Source organism: Acinetobacter gerneri DSM 14967 = CIP 107464 = MTCC 9824 (assembly GCF_000368565.1).
GTDB classification, from domain to species: domain Bacteria; phylum Pseudomonadota; class Gammaproteobacteria; order Pseudomonadales; family Moraxellaceae; genus Acinetobacter; species Acinetobacter gerneri.
Map to the genome: position 1 here is coordinate 23788 of NZ_KB849538.1, position 16797 is coordinate 40584.

20 protein-coding genes are annotated in these 16797 nt (G+C 39.8%); 5 read left to right on the forward strand and 15 right to left on the reverse strand.

The genetic code is table 11. The features are described 5' to 3' along the window. Positions 1 to 7 precede the first annotated feature (7 nt). The 9 genes from atpD to F960_RS03560 all read right to left on the reverse strand — a co-directional run bounded on the left by atpD (position 8) and on the right by F960_RS03560 (position 7773). Positions 8 to 1402, reverse strand: a complete 1395-nt coding sequence (gene atpD, locus F960_RS03520) for a F0F1 ATP synthase subunit beta (protein ID WP_004858250.1) — start codon at positions 1400 to 1402, stop codon at positions 8 to 10. A gap of 29 nt (positions 1403 to 1431) precedes the next feature. Then, complete coding sequence (gene atpG, locus F960_RS03525; protein ID WP_004858253.1) at positions 1432 to 2301, reverse strand: F0F1 ATP synthase subunit gamma; 870 nt, start codon at positions 2299 to 2301, stop codon at positions 1432 to 1434. An 88-nt stretch (positions 2302 to 2389) separates the two neighbouring features. Beyond that, complete coding sequence (atpA, locus tag F960_RS03530) at positions 2390 to 3934, reverse strand: F0F1 ATP synthase subunit alpha (protein ID WP_004858256.1); 1545 nt, start codon at positions 3932 to 3934, stop codon at positions 2390 to 2392. 64 nt (positions 3935 to 3998) lie between these two features. Then, positions 3999 to 4535, reverse strand: coding sequence for a F0F1 ATP synthase subunit delta (locus F960_RS03535; RefSeq protein WP_004858259.1), 537 nt, complete (start codon positions 4533 to 4535; stop codon positions 3999 to 4001). A 12-nt stretch (positions 4536 to 4547) separates the two neighbouring features. Continuing rightward, the gene (locus F960_RS03540; RefSeq protein WP_004858262.1) at positions 4548 to 5018 is read right to left on the reverse strand and encodes a F0F1 ATP synthase subunit B; all 471 of its coding nucleotides are present in this window, start codon (positions 5016 to 5018) and stop codon (positions 4548 to 4550) included. Between the two features lie 38 nt (positions 5019 to 5056). Further along, a complete protein-coding gene (gene atpE, locus F960_RS03545) occupies positions 5057 to 5299 on the reverse strand; it encodes a F0F1 ATP synthase subunit C (RefSeq protein ID WP_004858265.1) in 243 nt (80 codons plus the stop codon). 83 nt (positions 5300 to 5382) lie between these two features. Beyond that, positions 5383 to 6258 carry a F0F1 ATP synthase subunit A gene (gene atpB, locus F960_RS03550; protein WP_004858268.1) on the reverse strand — a complete coding sequence of 292 codons (876 nt, stop codon included), beginning with the start codon at positions 6256 to 6258 and terminating at the stop codon, positions 5383 to 5385. A gap of 103 nt (positions 6259 to 6361) precedes the next feature. Next, the gene (locus F960_RS03555; protein WP_004858271.1) at positions 6362 to 6760 is read right to left on the reverse strand and encodes an ATP synthase subunit I; all 399 of its coding nucleotides are present in this window, start codon (positions 6758 to 6760) and stop codon (positions 6362 to 6364) included. Between the two features lie 170 nt (positions 6761 to 6930). Beyond that, positions 6931 to 7773 carry a metal ABC transporter substrate-binding protein gene (locus tag F960_RS03560; RefSeq protein WP_004858273.1) on the reverse strand — a complete coding sequence of 281 codons (843 nt, stop codon included), beginning with the start codon at positions 7771 to 7773 and terminating at the stop codon, positions 6931 to 6933. A 137-nt stretch (positions 7774 to 7910) separates the two neighbouring features. On the opposite strand from F960_RS03560, the gene F960_RS03565 reads away from it, so the two are divergent. The 3 genes from F960_RS03565 to znuB are packed head-to-tail and all read left to right on the forward strand — an operon-like array spanning position 7911 to position 9973. Beyond that, positions 7911 to 8408, forward strand: coding sequence for a transcriptional repressor (locus F960_RS03565; protein ID WP_004858275.1), 498 nt, complete (start codon positions 7911 to 7913; stop codon positions 8406 to 8408). Continuing rightward, positions 8381 to 9169: a zinc ABC transporter ATP-binding protein ZnuC gene (znuC, locus tag F960_RS03570; RefSeq protein ID WP_004858278.1), complete on the forward strand. Its 789-nt coding sequence runs from the start codon at positions 8381 to 8383 to the stop codon at positions 9167 to 9169. Before F960_RS03565 ends, znuC begins: the two co-directional genes overlap by 28 nt. Before the next feature lie 3 nt (positions 9170 to 9172). Next, positions 9173 to 9973 carry a zinc ABC transporter permease subunit ZnuB gene (gene znuB, locus F960_RS03575; RefSeq protein ID WP_004858281.1) on the forward strand — a complete coding sequence of 267 codons (801 nt, stop codon included), beginning with the start codon at positions 9173 to 9175 and terminating at the stop codon, positions 9971 to 9973. 303 nt (positions 9974 to 10276) lie between these two features. Here znuB and F960_RS03580 read toward each other — a convergent pair whose 3' ends face one another. Further along, positions 10277 to 10897, reverse strand: coding sequence for a LysE family transporter (locus tag F960_RS03580; protein ID WP_004858286.1), 621 nt, complete (start codon positions 10895 to 10897; stop codon positions 10277 to 10279). Between the two features lie 179 nt (positions 10898 to 11076). Here F960_RS03580 and F960_RS03585 point away from each other — a divergent pair, with 179 nt between their 5' ends. Then, entirely contained in the window at positions 11077 to 11997 is a 921-nt protein-coding gene (locus F960_RS03585; protein ID WP_004858289.1) for a Dyp-type peroxidase, read from the forward strand. Between the two features lie 101 nt (positions 11998 to 12098). Here F960_RS03585 and F960_RS03590 read toward each other — a convergent pair whose 3' ends face one another. The 5 genes from F960_RS03590 to F960_RS03610 form a co-directional block, all read right to left on the reverse strand. Then, on the reverse strand, positions 12099 to 12668 hold the full coding sequence (locus F960_RS03590) for a hypothetical protein (RefSeq protein ID WP_004858292.1): 570 nt from the start codon (positions 12666 to 12668) through the stop codon (positions 12099 to 12101). Continuing rightward, positions 12668 to 13138 (reverse strand): hypothetical protein, encoded by a 471-nt coding sequence (locus F960_RS03595; protein ID WP_004858293.1) that lies wholly within the window; start codon positions 13136 to 13138, stop codon positions 12668 to 12670. The genes F960_RS03590 and F960_RS03595 overlap by 1 nt, the downstream gene beginning before the upstream one ends. Beyond that, positions 13135 to 13602, reverse strand: coding sequence for a DUF3828 domain-containing protein (locus tag F960_RS03600; RefSeq protein WP_004858296.1), 468 nt, complete (start codon positions 13600 to 13602; stop codon positions 13135 to 13137). Before F960_RS03600 ends, F960_RS03595 begins: the two co-directional genes overlap by 4 nt. Before the next feature lie 17 nt (positions 13603 to 13619). Beyond that, positions 13620 to 14162, reverse strand: coding sequence for a hypothetical protein (locus tag F960_RS03605; RefSeq protein ID WP_004858299.1), 543 nt, complete (start codon positions 14160 to 14162; stop codon positions 13620 to 13622). Between the two features lie 88 nt (positions 14163 to 14250). Then, positions 14251 to 15951 (reverse strand): NAD-dependent malic enzyme, encoded by a 1701-nt coding sequence (locus tag F960_RS03610; RefSeq protein ID WP_004858302.1) that lies wholly within the window; start codon positions 15949 to 15951, stop codon positions 14251 to 14253. 259 nt (positions 15952 to 16210) lie between these two features. On the opposite strand from F960_RS03610, the gene F960_RS03620 reads away from it, so the two are divergent. Then, a complete protein-coding gene (locus F960_RS03620; RefSeq protein WP_004858305.1) occupies positions 16211 to 16789 on the forward strand; it encodes a YfjT/YkfB family phage-associated protein in 579 nt (192 codons plus the stop codon). Positions 16790 to 16797: the final 8 nt, after the last annotated feature.

The following is a 16797-nucleotide window of genomic DNA, read 5'->3' on the forward strand; positions in this document are numbered from 1 at the left end:
CCTTAAATTAGAGTTTCTCAGCTTTAGCAATCGCTTCGTCAATTCCACCAACCATATAGAACGCTTGTTCTGGAAGGTGATCGTATTCACCAGCCAAAATACCTTTAAAGCCACGAATTGTTTCTTTAAGAGGTACATATTTACCAGGAGCACCTGTAAATACTTCAGCTACATGGAACGGTTGAGAGAAGAAACGTTGAATTTTACGCGCACGGTAAACAACTTGTTTATCTTCTTCAGACAACTCATCCATACCCAAGATTGCGATAATGTCTTTAAGCTCTTTGTAGCGTTGAAGAACGTTTTGAACGTTACGTGCAATGCTATAGTGCTCTTGACCAACAACTAATGGGTCTAATTGACGAGAAGTTGAGTCAAGTGGATCGATCGCTGGATAAATACCAGAAGATGCGATGTCACGGCTCAATACAACTGTTGCGTCTAAGTGAGCGAATGTTGTAGCTGGAGATGGGTCAGTCAAGTCATCGGCAGGTACGTATACAGCTTGGATAGATGTAATCGAACCGTTCTTAGTTGACGTAATACGTTCTTGAAGAACACCCATTTCTTCCGCAAGTGTAGGCTGGTAACCTACTGCAGATGGCATACGACCTAACAATGCTGATACTTCAGTACCCGCAAGTGTATAACGGTAGATGTTGTCGACGAATAATAATACGTCACGACCTTTACCATTTTCGTCTTTTTCATCACGGAAATATTCAGCCATAGTCAAACCAGTCAACGCTACGCGTAAACGGTTACCTGGTGGCTCATTCATCTGACCGTAGACCATTGCTACTTTGTCAAGAACGTTAGAATCTTTCATTTCGTGATAGAAGTCGTTACCTTCACGAGTACGTTCACCAACACCAGCAAACACAGATAAACCTGAGTGAGCTTTAGCGATGTTGTTGATCAACTCCATCATGTTAACGGTTTTACCAACACCAGCACCACCGAACAAACCAACTTTACCACCTTTCGCAAACGGGCAAAGTAAGTCGATGACTTTAATACCTGTTTCTAAAAGGTCAGTAGAACCTGCTTGTTCTGCATAAGAAGGTGCTTGACGGTGAATCGCCCATTTGTGTTCAGTTTCAACTGGACCAGCTTCGTCTTGTGGACGGCCTAAAACGTCCATGATACGACCTAAAGTTGCTGTACCTACTGGCACAGAAATAGGCGCACCTGTGTTGCTTACTTGAAGACCACGTTTAAGACCTTCAGTAGAACCCATGGCAATAGTACGTACAACGCCATCACCAAGTTGTTGCTGAACTTCTAAAGTAGTTTCAGTACCGTCAACATGGAGAGCGTCATAGATCTTAGGAACACTGTTGCGTTCAAACTCGACGTCGATAACCGCGCCGATGATCTGAATGATACGACCGCTACTCATTGCTGTCTCCTCAATTCAAATTAATAGTGTTAAACGGCAGCGGCACCGCCAACGATCTCGGAAATTTCCTGAGTAATCGCGGCTTGACGCAGCTTGTTGTAAATAAGTTGTAGGCTTTTGATGAGGTCACCTGCGTTATCCGTAGCAGCTTTCATTGCTACCATACGTGCAGATTGCTCACATGCGATATTTTCAATCACACCTTGATAAACCATAGACTCGATATAGCGAACCAATAAACCATTTAAAAGCTCTTCAGCTTCTGGTTCATAGATATAGTCCCAACCGTATTGACGATTGAGGCTTTCGCCGTCTTTTGCTGGAGCTAAAGGAACAAGTTGTTCTACTTTAGGCTGTTGAGTCATTGCATTAACAAATCCGTTCGAAACTAAATAAATACGATCTAGATCGCCTTTATCGAACGCGTCAAGCATAACTTGCACAGAACCAGTCAACTGCTCTAAATCTGGTGCATCACCGATTTGAGTTGTAGCCCCAAGCACTTTACCGCCGTAGTTTTTAAAAAACGAAACCGCTTTTTGACCAATTAAAGCAAATTGAACTTCAATTGATTGCTCTTGTTGTTTTTGAACGTGCTGAACAACTTTTTTGAACAAGTTAATGTTCAAACCACCAGCAAGACCACGGTCAGAAGAAACGATGATATAACCCGCACGTTTCACTGGACGATCGATCATGTAGCGATGCTTGTATTCAGGGTTCGCTTGTACCAAGTGAGCAATTACACGGTGCATATTTTCGGCATACGGACGGCCTGCAGCCATACGCTCTTGCGCACGACGCATTTTAGAAGCAGCTACCATCTGCATCGCACGCGTAATTTTCTGCGTGCTTTTGATACTAGCTACTTTGGCGCGAATTTCTTTTAAATTTGCCATATACGCTTAACCTAGTATTCGAAAGCCCTTTCAAGCTTCCGAAGGTTGATCCGTGAACCAAACCAACTAAGTCTTTAACAAATAAAGATTAGTAAGTTTGAGTCGCTTTGAAGCTTTCAATACCTGCTTTGATTGCCGCTTCGATGTCTTTGTTATAATCACCAGTTTCATCGATTTGTTTCATAAGAGCAGCATGTTCTGAACGGAAGAACGAGATCAATGCAGCATCAAAATCAACGATTTTGTTTACAGGAACGTCAGCCATGTAGCCTTCGTTTGATGCGTAAACAGAAACAGCTTGGTCAGCAATTGAATATGGAGCATATTGTTTTTGCTTCATCAACTCAGTAACACGTTGACCGTGTTCAAGTTGTTTACGAGTTGCTTCATCAAGGTCAGAAGCGAACTGAGCAAACGCAGCCAATTCACGGTATTGCGCTAAAGCGGTACGGATACCACCAGACAATTTTTTGATGATCTTAGTTTGAGCAGAACCACCAACACGTGATACAGAAATACCAGCGTTTACAGCAGGACGGATACCCGCATTGAATAATGATGTTTCTAAGAAGATCTGACCGTCAGTAATCGAAATTACGTTCGTTGGTACGAATGCAGATACGTCACCTGCTTGAGTTTCAATAATTGGCAATGCAGTTAATGAACCAGTTTGGCCTTTAACTTCACCATTAGTGAATTTCTCAACGTATTCAGCAGATACACGAGAAGCACGTTCAAGTAGACGTGAATGAAGATAGAACACGTCACCTGGGTAAGCTTCACGACCTGGTGGACGACGTAAAAGCAATGAAATTTGACGGTAAGCAACAGCTTGTTTAGACAAGTCATCATAAATGATTAACGCATCTTCACCGCGGTCACGGAAGTATTCGCCCATTGTACAGCCAGCATAAGGAGCTAAGTACTGCATTGCTGCAGGATCAGCTGCTGCCGCTGCTACAACAGTCGTATACGCCATTGCACCAGTTTCTTCTAACTTACGTACTACGTTAGCGATAGTTGATTGTTTTTGACCAACAGCTACGTATACGCATTTAATGCCAGAATTCTTTTGCGCGATGATTGCATCGATTGCCATAGCTGTTTTACCAGTTTGGCGGTCACCGATGATCAACTCACGCTGACCACGACCAACAGGAATCATTGTATCTACTGATTTATAACCAGTTTGTACAGGTTGGTCTACTGATTGACGCCAAATTACGCCTGGTGCTACTTTTTCAACAGCATCAGTTAATTTTGCATCAATTGGGCCTTTACCATCAATTGGGTTACCCAAAGCGTCTACTACACGGCCTAAAAGTTCTGGACCAACCGGAACTTCTAATACACGACCTGTGCAACGAGCTTTTTGACCTTCTTGAAGGCTTAAGTAGTTACCTAAAACAACGGCACCCACTGAATCCTGTTCTAGGTTCAGTGCCATACCAAATAAGCCGCCGTCGAATTCGATCATTTCACCGTACATTGCATCAGCAAGGCCGTGAATGCGCACAATACCGTCAGATACCATAACAATGGTACCTTCGTTTTTAGCGGTCGCGCTGGTGTCCAGATCGCCGATACGCTGTTTAATGAGCGCACTGATCTCGGATGGATTCAGTTGTTGCATTGCGCTATACCTCAATCTTTTTAAAGTTCAGTCTTCTTTATACGCGATAATTTTTTATCAATAATTACGCAAGAAGACGTGTCCGCATTTTTTCAAGCTTGTTAAGCGCAGAATCATCTATCACTTGGTCGCCTGCACGAATAACAACACCAGCAATCAATGCTTTGTTTACTTCAACAGTTACGTTGACAGCACTGTTAAAGCGTTTTTCCAACGCTTTTGCTAGAGTTTGTTCTTGTTCTGCACTCAAAGGGAATGCAGACTCAATCACGACATCAACAGTATTGTTATTTTGTGATTTAAGTTGTTCATATTCTTCTGAAATTTCAGGAAGCAAAGATAAACGATCGTTATCAGCAAGCAAGGTCAAGAAGTTAGAAACTTCTTTAGATTGCGAATCACCTAAAACTTTAGAGAACACACCCACTTGTTCAGCAGGAGTCAACTCAGGACGATTTAAATAAGCGGAAAATGCTTCATCTTGCACCGCTGCACTAAGCAATTGTAATGCTTGTGACCAAGAGTCAGTCGCACCTTGCTCAGAAGCATAGGCAAATGCTGCTTTAGCGTACGGGCGTGCCAACGTCAAGAGTTCAGCCATATTTCGCCTCGCTTATAGTTTAGCAGCCAGCTGATTAAGCATGGCATTGTGAGCTTCTGCGTCAACTTGTTGGTCGAGAATTTTCTCTGCACCAGCAACTGCAAGAGCAGCAACTTGTTGACGTAATTCTTCACGAGCAGAATTGATTTCTTGATCAACAGTCTCTTTCGCTTGTTGACGAATACGCTCACCTTCAGCTGACGCTTGAGTACGAGCTTCTTCTACCAATTGTGCTGCGCGACGGTTCGCTTGTTCGATCAATTGAGCCGCTTGTGCTTTTGCTGCATCAATTTCTTGCTTAACTTGCGCTTGCGCGTCAGCAAGATCAGCTTTCGCTTTTTCAGCAGCATTTAAGCCATCAGCGATACGACGCTGACGCTCACTAATCGCATTGATTAGTGGTGGCCATACAAACTTCATGCAGAATGCGACGAAAATCGCAAATGCAATCGCTTGGCCAATCAATGTGAGGTTGATATTCATTGCTATTCCTCAATAGTGGTTAGGAATTAGACTGATTATCACGCAAACGGGTTAGCGAAGATGAAGAACAAACCAATACCAACGCCGATCATAGGCACAGCATCAAGAAGACCCGCGATTAAGAACATACGAGTTTGAAGTTGTGGAGCTAATTCTGGTTGACGAGCTACAGCTTCAAGGAAGCGACCGCCCAAAAGACCAAAACCAATAGCCGTACCCAAAGCACCGAAAGCAATTAAGATAGCAGCAGCGATTGCAACTAAACCTGGAACGATAGACATGAAAAATTCCTCAGAGGTTAGGTTTATACCAATTAAATTAAAAAACTTTTACCTAACCATCATGTGATAGTTAGGCATTACCATTAATGTTTTTCGCTTGCCATGCTTAGATAAACGATGGTCAGCATCATAAAGATAAAAGCTTGCAGAGTGATAATCAAAATATGGAAAATCGCCCAAGGCACAGACAATGCCCACTGGATCCAGAATGGTAATAATGCGATCAAGATGAAGATTAATTCACCTGCGTACATGTTACCGAAAAGTCGGAGCGCCAATGAGATCGGACGTGCAAGGAAAGTCACCAATTCCAAAAGTAAGTTAAATGGAATTAAAAGCACTTTTGCAAATTTGTTGCTTGGATTAAATGGGTTTAATGCCAACTCACCTACGAATCCACCGATACCTTTTTCACGAATACTGTAGAAAATGATAAGAGCAAATACAGATAAAGACATCCCTAAAGTGATGTTAGGATCTGTAGTAGGTACGATTTTGAAATACACACTGTGCGGATCCATTCCAAATACACCACTACCGATAACAGCAGCAAGATGAGGAATAAAGTCTACAGGTACTAAGTCCATTAAGTTCATGAGGAAAATCCACACGAAAATGGTTAGTGCCAATGGTGCAATCAAACGTGACTTCCCGTGGAAAGTATCACGAACGCTTGAGTCAACAAACTCGATAATCATTTCAATTGCTGCTTGGAATTTAGTTGGTACACCTGCATTCGCAGCTTTCGCAACACACCAAAATAGCAAACAGAAAATCAGACCAAGTCCGATAGACCAACCCATTGAATCCAAGTGAATAGCAGTGAACCCCATATCGTGAGCTTCTTCAGCACTCTTAGCCAATTTCCATGTACCGTCTGGCATTTTGCCATAGGTCATATTGGTCAAGTGATGCTTGATATACTCGGTCGAAGTAAGGGCATGTTCTTCAGCAGCCATAAATCACACCTGGTCAATGTCAATTACTAAAAAGAGTTAAACGAATATCGCGTGCTGCTTGATATCTCGCCTCTCTCCCAAAATCATTCAATTTCTGCTGGGCTCATTCTTGTTTTGGTAGTCTGGATGCCCAAAACGGTGCAACCCACGACATGGCTTGAACGAGAATAAAACCACAAAACAATGCAACCGGTGACAACGGTTTTACACTGCTTAAAATCAAAATAAATCCAACGATCACTATCGCCATTTTGCCCCACATTCCTCGATACATGTTCGTGAGAACCTGCTTTGAAGCACGTGCGCCTGCCGCTCGAAACGATTGCCAAGAAAAATAACAACTCGCCAGCCAACAGACAAATGCACCAAGTGCTGCACTCAAGGCCGCAGTTGAGTCTTTCAGGACCCACGCTATCAAGGCTGAAACAGGTATCATTATTGCTTGCAAGTAGACCAAAGCTTTCGCTAATCGTCGGTCAATCATGCGACTAGTTTGGCTCATTTTCTATCCACTTACAGCACAAATGCTTGACAAGTTTAGCTGATGATCGTTTTTAATCGCAGGCATTATAGAGTTTGACCCCTGAACTTGCAATCTTTTCCCGACCTTAGTCGCGTTTTTTTCAAGGTTTGTGTTGCTTTTGTTGTGTACAATTGTAGCTCATTTTTGCATCATTTTCGTGCATTGAGTACACAGCGCTGTGTTTCTAAAGCTAATTTCTTCCAACCCGCTACAAAATCTTGATCTGCGGTCATACTTTCATCGACTGACTGGAAAGAGATTGGCGCTAATTTTTGATACTGACTCGCACTAGCACTGGCTTCAGCAAGTAAACACATTTTTTTGTAAGCTCTTGTGTCATTTAAATATTTTATCTGTGCAATGGTCGGTGCAACATGTGGATCATCCGTTAATGCACCAGAAAACTTCAAATTAAGTGGTCTTTCTAGGTATTGGTAAGCATCATGAAATGACCAATATGGGCGTGCAGCGCCTACCCCATTATAACTTTGTGAAATTACCAACATTTCTTTAGCGAATGCTTTTGCATTGTTCCAATATGTATTTTTATGTTCTGGATGCTGTTGAGAGCGTAATGCTGCTATAAAAAATCCAATGCGTACGGCGTTGTTAGGATCTAACCAAACATGTGTGTCCACAGAATCTTTAATTGCAACACCTCGTGTTGTTCTCAAAGGTAAGGTTTGTATGATGCCTGAGTCTAAAATAGATACGGCATTTACATTATTGCTCAAGACTTTCTCAAGCGGTGCTTCATGTGCCTTACCCATCCAAATGATCAATGATGCATTTTGGATTGATTTCCGGTTTTGCGGTGTCAGTTGAACATCATGTCCAGATTGATTTTTGAGTAACAATTCTGGTTCTTCTACACCTTGGGTAATTTTTTTTGCGATCAAATAGATCGGATGAATTGAAACCACAAGCGGTGCCTGCGCCCAACTTATTGTGGTAAAAAGTGCGCATAGACAGAAGATATATAGACGGGACATGAGTTTAAATAACTACCTATTTGAATAATGTTATAATATAACAAAAGTCAAAAAATGACTATGCCATTCGTAAGATGATGTTGCTTCGTGTTAATATTCACCATTCTTTCTTATCTGAAGAATCTCTGAGGTCAATTATGAGCTTATGTTCTCATGCGCATCACAACAGCCTGCATGGTGTCCACGATCACCATAATGTAGAGGCTCGCCTGCTCGAAGCAGAACAGATTTGTGCCAGCGCTGGTGCTCGATTGACCCCTTTACGAAAAGAAGTTCTTGAACTTATTTTAAATGCGTCTAGTCCAATGGGGGCTTATGATCTTTTAGCGAAAATTAAAAGCTCATCAGACCGCCCTGCTGCCCCACCGACGGTATACCGCACTTTAGAATTCCTTTTAGAGAAAGGTTTGATCCATCGACTCACCTCTATAAATGCCTATATTCCATGTTGTCACCCTCGCGAAGGACATCAGGCAGTTTTTCTCATTTGTACTCAATGTCAAACTGTCAAAGAAGCATCAGCACAAGGGGTCATTGAGGAACTAGATCAACTCGCTAAATCAGATCAGTTCAATGCTCATCATAGTATTATTGAGATTTCAGGAATATGTCAGCAGTGCTCGAAACCAGCATAAAAATACCCCTCATCGAGCTTGAACATATTTGTGTCCGCATTGATGAACGCGATATTTTAAAAAATGTTGATTTTTCAATTTATGAAAAAGAAATTATTACGCTCATTGGTCCAAATGGTGCGGGTAAATCAACTTTAATCAAAGTATTGTTAGGCATTGTCAAAGCCAACTCTGGAATAATCAAAGCACATAAAAATTTGAAATTTGCTTATGTTCCTCAAAAATTCAATCCATCACATAGCTTACCGTTACGCGTAAAAGATTTATTGGCGCTTGAAAAATGTGATGCAAAAATAAAAGCTGAAATCATTAAAGATACTGGCATTGCCAAGCTGGAAAATTCAAAAGTTCAGCAACTTTCAGGCGGTGAACGTCAACGTGTTTTATTGGCACGTGCCCTACTCCGCCAGCCGAGTCTTTTGGTTTTGGATGAACCGATGCAAGGTTTAGATATTCAGTCTGAAGCCGAACTTTACGATTATGTGCGTAGCCTGCCTGAAAAATATGGTTGCTCGATTTTAATGGTTTCACATGATTTACAATGGGTTATGCAAGGCACGGAACGTGTGGTGTGTTTAAATAAACATATTTGCTGTAGTGGCCTGCCATCGACCGTGCAACAAGATCCTGCTTATTTGGCACTTTTCGGTAATCAGCGTGCTTTTTATCAACATCATCATGATCATTGTGCACATGGTGATAGCGCAACACCTTGCCAACACGACTCACGCCCTCATATCCACCCTGAACCGGAAGCTTAAGCAATGATGGAATGGTTAGAACTATTGTTGCCTGCTTGGATTATGGGCACTTTGTTGGTGTTTTTAACAGCTCCTCTCGGTTGTTTAATGTTATGGCGTCGCATGTCTTTTTTTGCAGATACCATGGCACACGGCACATTATTGGGTGTTGCTATCGCTGGGGCATTAAGCTTGCCTATGTGGGTCGGAGTCACCTTTTTAGCTCTGCTTTTGGTCGCAATCTTATGGGTATTGCATGATCCCCGTTTGCCTAACGATGCCTTGTTAGCATTATGTTCTGCGACTTTGCTTTGCGCGGGTTTATTACTGATCCAACATTTACCTAGCTTAAGACCAGAATTGTTAAGCTATCTTTTTGGTGACTTGCTCACGATAGATTGGGTCGATTTACCGATTTTCGCTGTCGTCATCGCATTTGCCCTTGCTATTTTATACAAATATTGGCAGGCACAAATTCAGATCGCCATAGATCCTGATATCGCAATCAGTGAAGGGGTCAATGCAAAATGGCAACGCCTCGTTTTTATGTTGTTGCTTGCCTTATTTACGGTCTTGGCTCTACGCGCAGTAGGTTCACTGTTGATGGGGGCTTTATTGGTTATCCCTGCTTTAACTGCTCGCCTAATTTCACATTCTCCTAAACAAATGGTGCTTTGGGCTTTTGTCGTTGCTCAAATTGCGATTACTATTGGTTTATGGTCAAGTGCTGGTTTAAATATCTCTACAGGATTAAGCATCGTACTCTGCATGGCGATTATTTTCGCTATTATTTTTGCAGTTCAGAAAGTTAAAAAAATGAGCTAATACTCATTTTTGATTTCTATTTTTAAAGTGATTTTCTAGTTTTTTAGAGTTAAAACTTCTATTTAGTATCTGTAAAATAAAAAATCAACTTAAGTATACTATCGCGCCCTGCGACAGGAAGTCGCTCATGTGGCAAGGGCTACAGGGATGTATGCCCATTTGCCACATAGGGCCTTTTGCGCTACTTTTGGCCAGACAAAAGTAGCAAAAATTGCCTACGCAAATTAATCAAAATTTTAATGAAAAGAATAGGCTGTATGGCAGTTATATTCAAAACTTGGCTTAGAGAACAAATCTAAAAAATTATTGATGCACCAAACTCAACAAACCCGCCGCGCAACTAAATAAAATCGCAAAGGTTCGATTCATATATTTCTGTTGTTTTGGTGAGGTCAAAAGACGCAAGACTTTCGCGGCAAGTCCTGTATACCCTGCCATTACGATCATATCAACCGACACCATCGTCACAGCCATAATGACATATTGAATCCACTGTGGTTTTGCTAAATCTAAAAATTGTGGCAAAACAGCCAATAAAAATACGATGGCTTTTGGATTACTCATATTGATCAAAAAGCCATGAAAAATCAGCATTGGAATCGTTTTTGCATGCTTTTCAGCTTTAATTTCAATATTTTGTGTCGGTGCACGCCATTGCATAAAAGCCAGATACAATAAATACAAGACACCAAACCATTTCACCAGCATAAATGCCCAAGGCGTCGTTGCAAATAGCACTCCAACACCTGCCGCGACGATGGAAATTTGTACCAGAAGTGCTAATTGCAAGCCAATCACATTCCAATAACCACGGCGAAAACCAAAATTTAAGCCACTCGACATTGAAGCAATCGCACCTGCACCTGGAGAGATACTAATCACCCAGCACGCAACAAAAAAACCAAGCCAAAGTTGGAAGGACATAACAAACGTAGTGATAATGGAAAAATCACATTATAAGCCGATCTGACAGATTTCAAACGCTTTATTTATTGTGCAAAATAATCGGCGCAGTCTTTGCAAGCTATGTTAGCATCAAAGACTATCAAGGATTTAATCGCCAAAAGTTGCTATCGAAAAGAAATACAGGAGCCAGCGTAGAAATGACAGCCCAATCTGTAATCCTCCCTTTACCCTCAAATCATGCTCGTTTTATCGTAATTCGTTTAAAAGATCTCTCGATTGAAGGCTTAAAAAAACAACTAGATGACCTCTTTAGTACACGTGATCGACTCATCACCCAACATCCCGAAGCAGAGATCAAGACTTCTGTTGCTTTTGGACCTGAGCTTTGGGGCAAATTATACCCACATTCACCAGCAGGATTTAAACAACTCAATCCTATCGACAGCTCATTTAACATGCCTGTAGAACCTGCTGATGTACTGATTCATATTGCAAGTGCACGTACTGATATCTGTTTTGCACTGAGCCAAAGTTTCTTTGATGGCATTCAGGATCAAGTCGAAGTTTTGGATGAACGTGTATGTTTCCGCTATCTAGATGGACGCGATCTGACTGGTTTTATTGATGGTACTGAAAATCCGCAATTCCCAGATGACCGTGGCGAAACAGCTCTTTTAGGTGAAGATTCAGGTATTTTTGCAGATGGGTCATTTGTTTTTGCACAGCGCTATGCACATGACCTTGAAAAATGGAAACGTCTAAAAGTAGATGCTCAAGAGCATGTCATTGGACGTACCAAACTAGAAAGTATTGAACTTGATGATGATGTAAAACCTGAAAACTCACATATTGCACGTGCAGTTATCGAAGATGATGAGGGTGAAGAGCTTGAAATTTTGCGTCATTCTCTACCTTATGGTGATGGTCAAGGTGATCAAGGTTTATTTTTTATCGCTTATACCAAAGACTTAACTCGGATCGACCGTATGTTAGAACGTATGTTTGGTTCAAGTGGTGATGGTATTCATGATCGTCTATTGCACTTTGTAACAGCAATGGATGGAGCTTATTATTTTGCTCCAAGTGAAGAACTACTCGAAGAAATACTTGAAGATTAAAGTAAATATGAATATCCCCCACCCTCCCTTTGCTAAAGAAGGGATGGGTGGATTTCATAAATCTTCAATAAGACAGCATTATTCAGATAATTTTTTATAGCTTAGATACGGCAAGGCTGTGTGATTTTCTTAGTCACCAATGGACGGTCAAAATCATCTAAAATCAACGTAAAGTTTGAATGATCATCAAATTTTGACTCATCTTTAAAAAAACGATAAACACTCACACCTGATGGCAACACACTAAATTCTTTAGCTTTTAAATTTGCAATGACTTTCTTTTGTTTTGAAAATAACTTACGTGCAATGATCTGCATTTTCTCACTATCACTTTCAATTAAACAATTAGTTTTAGGATCAAAAGCAATCAATTCTTGCGTGCCATCTTCCTTATTGGGTGCAATAAACAAGTGAATTTGGCAAGGTGATCCACATGAACTTTTCATGTAAAAAAGCTCAGAATTTATCTTCTTAATCATAGGTGACTTTGCATAATCTAAAACAACACTTTTCTTGCCATTTAGGTCAGAATAAATCTTACATTCAAATTCATTTTCATCTGTGCATTTTGAAAATACATTAAATGTTTGTGGTGCAGCATATACAACCGCCCCTCTCCCGAGCAAAAGACATAAGGTTAAAAATGCAATAATCTTATATATTTCACGCATTATGGATGCACCTTACACTCATTTTTTATATGATATTTATCTAATTCATGCCAGTCTTTGTTATAAAAAAGAGTGTACATCGTTTCCTCTTTCTCTTTAGAAATCACATCCCAAGCATAAATATCCTGATTAACCTTATGTACTCTGTACTTGAGATCACTATCTCGGATTGAGACGATAAAATCATTTTTTGACTTGGTAATCGAACGAATTGGGTATTCATTTCTTTCCATATAAATAAATGAAATTGTTTTTTTATTTGCATCATAGTAAAAATTTGCAGGTCTATTTATACCTTGATCTGCAAACTCAGAACAAATATAAAAATATGCTCCTTTATCCTTATAGGCATGCAAGATTTTTTTAGACGCAAATATTTGGTTAAACTCGGAAAGTGCTGAATCTTGCGCATAGACTGAGCTCGAAACAAAGCAACAGAATATGATTTTAGCTAAGTTTAATTTTCTCATTTTTGGCTCAATATTTTTCTTAATGAATCATGATCATCGTATTTGATATCGTCTATCAGATAACATTCTTGTTGCTGTTGCATCACAAAATCAATGAATTGAGCACTCGGTTGAAAATTTATTTTGACCGTTACAACTTTTGGACTTGCTTGCAGTATTTTAATCTGACTATCTTCGGGTTCATCTTGAGCATTACTCAAAATATTAAAACCCAGATTGCATTCACCTTGGATTTTCGCAGCACATTTTTGATCTTTGATCAATAAATCGACCAGTTTCTTCGAAAAATATTGCGTTAAAATCGCAGGTTTTTGACTGGAAATGTCTTTTGCATCTATATTTAAAGGATAATTTTTATATAGTGTTTTCACCAAATCTTGGCTACTTTTAAAGCAAGTATTTGGGGCAGCATGGCTCGACAGTGAGCTAATCACCACTGCAAAACCAAGAAATATTTTTTTCATATTTAACCTTTTTTCTGTTATTTGCTTAAATCATCATAAGAAAAATTTTGCATATCAATCGCTCTTTTCTGTAGGTATACACTCAAATTTTTAATCAAATTAGGACTTTGCCCCACACTGGCACACTTCAATTCAACACCATTTTTATTGGCATTTTTATTTCTTATATGTTGATCCGTCGCAAAATCATAATGTCCCATATCTCGAAAATAACCAAACATATTGCCTTGCACATCTTGAATCACCCATAAATCACTGCTGTCATGTTGATAATGTGCTTTATAGATCGTATATGTTTTTTGCTCAGAACGAATCTGCTGACATTCCCCTGTTGCAAGCCATTGCTTATTTTTAGGGTCTAAACCCATTTTTTTGAGTAATTCAGACTTTTTAGGATCATCCCAAACATCTCGGCAAGACACTACTTTTTCTTTTTGAATATTGATTTGTATGTTTTTATTTTCATTCCAAGTCTTTTCACATGAATTTTCCGAGGAATGATCATTTGCATAAGTCGCAGCACTAAGACTGAGTGTGAATAAAAACATTTGAATTTTCATTGTATGAATCATCTTTTAATTGTAAAAAATAAGGAGCCATTTCAGCTCCTTATTTTAAATGAATTGATAAATAATTCACCAATTAAAATTAGAATGGCACACGTTTATAGTGACGGTACTCTGGTTTCCAGAAATTCTTCTCGATATTTTCAAGTAAAATCTCATCACTTACGATTGGTGCAACACCATCTGCCATTGCAGCTTTCGCCACTTGAAATGCAATTTTCTTAGACACTTCTTGCAAGCTATCTAATTCTGGCAACAAATCCGCATCTGGATCTTGTAGTTTTGGTGAACAATCCGCCAAAGCTGTACTCGATGTCATCAACATATTGTCTGTCACACGAGTGGCGTGACAAGCAACGATTCCCAAACCAATACCTGGGAAAATGTATGAGTTATTACATTGGCAAATATTGTAAATCTTACCTTGATAATTGACTGGTGCAAATGGACTACCCGTCGCAATCAAAGCCTTACCATCTGTCCATTGAATAATGTCAGCAGGCACAGCTTCAACACGTGAAGTTGGATTTGAAAGGGGTAAAACGATCGGACGTTCACAGTGTTCTGCCAGTGTTTTAATAATCTCTTCGGTAAATAATCCCGGTTGACCCGATACCCCGATCAAGACTGTAGGTTTGACATTTTTAACCACATCAAGCAATGAGATCATGCCTTCAGCATCAGCCCATTTGGCAACAGTTGCAGTTTTTTGTGCCAACGGTACTTGGAAATTGACCAAATTTGGCTGATTGTCAGTAATCAATCCAAAACGATCTACCATATACACACGCTCACGTGCTTCGGCATCGGTTAAACCTTCAGCCACCATTTGTGCAATGATTTGTTCCGCAATACCACAACCTGCAGAACCAGCACCTAAAAATGCAATTTTTTGATCTTTTAGCTGTTTACCTGCCGCACGACTTGCTGCGATTAAACTACCCACAGAAACAGCTGCTGTACCTTGAATATCATCATTAAAACAACACAATTTATCACGATATTTTTCTAGTAAAGGCATCGCATTTTTTTGTGCAAAATCTTCAAATTGGATCAACACATTTGGCCAACGACGTTTGATCGCCATCAAAACCTGATCGACGAAATCATAATATTCATCGCCAGTGATACGTGGTTGACGCCAGCCCATATAAATTGGATCGTTGAGCAGTTGCTGATTGTTGGTTCCCACATCAAGGGTAATCGGCAAAGTATAAGCAGGACTAATACCACCACAAGCAGTATAAAGTGAGAGTTTTCCGATTGGAATACCCATACCACCGATGCCCTGATCGCCTAAACCTAAAATACGTTCACCATCGGTAATCACAATCACTTTCACATTACGGCGATTGACGTTTTGCAAAATATCATCAATATGCTCACGATCTGGATATGAAATAAATACCCCACGATGGCGGCGATAAATATCAGAGAATCGTTGACATGCTTCACCCACAGTCGGGGTATAAATGATTGGCATCATTTCTGCGAGATGCTTTTCGATCAGGTAATAAAACAGTGTTTCGTTGGTGTCTTGTATATTTCGTAAATAAATGTGCTTATTGATATCTTCGTTAAAATTACTGAATTGTGGGTATGATCTTTGGTGCTGTTCTTCGATCGTTTCAATCACATGTGGGAGGAGTCCATGTAAGTTAAAACTACTACGCTCTTCTTCAGTAAATGCTGACCCTTTGTTTAAAAGTGGTAGCTCTAGCAGGGTGTAACCCGCGTATGGTGTATAAAGTGGGTGTTTTGATTTCAAATTTTCGCTTGTCATTTCCTATCTCATTTATATGGACGATGATGCAATGACTGGAGTTTTTGCTACATGCTGCATCTTCATCTGGGTATAAGCTTAAGCCTTTTTCAGACAAAACAGGTATTTTTAAAATTTATATTGAAAACCTTATCATTTTAGTAGGTGATAAGTTCAGTTTCACTATTTTAAAACTATTTAAATTAGATAATGTTACAGATGAAAAATATGCGTTAGACTGTAATTTGAACAATTTTAAAATATAGAATCCGGAACGGACATGATGAATTTATTGAAATTTTTGGGGATTTTCGGCCTCATGCTGAGCATGATTTCAGGCTGTCAAACGATCAATAAGAGCAAACAAAAAGTTACAAGTATCTTGCACCCAAGTGACAAAGCGCCTGAAATTGACAAAAAAGGCAGTGTCGACGTCAGTAAAACCACGCAAGAGCAGATGGACAAACTCGCTGCCAACATGCCGATTGGACAATGGGTTTATATCGAAAATGAAGCTCAAGGCATCTATAAACTACAAAATAAAGCCCAAGACGGCGCGCTGCTTTTTATGCGTCTCAATTGTAAATCAGCAAATCAAAAACAGGGTTTTATTATCCAAAACAAAGATGGGCTTGAAGTCTTGCGTTCTAGCGATGAAAAAGCAGGTCAAATCCAAGTTTTATTGGACAATAAAAACTATATCAATCCTTTTGAGGGGCATAATGCCAAAAAAATTGAAATATTTAAAACAGCTTTAATGAAAGCCCAAGTGATTAAAATTTATAATGCGACAAATTTATATATTTTTAAAAATGCCAAAACTGAATTGTTAGATAAAGCTGTAAGTTGTCGAGATTAAATATTTTT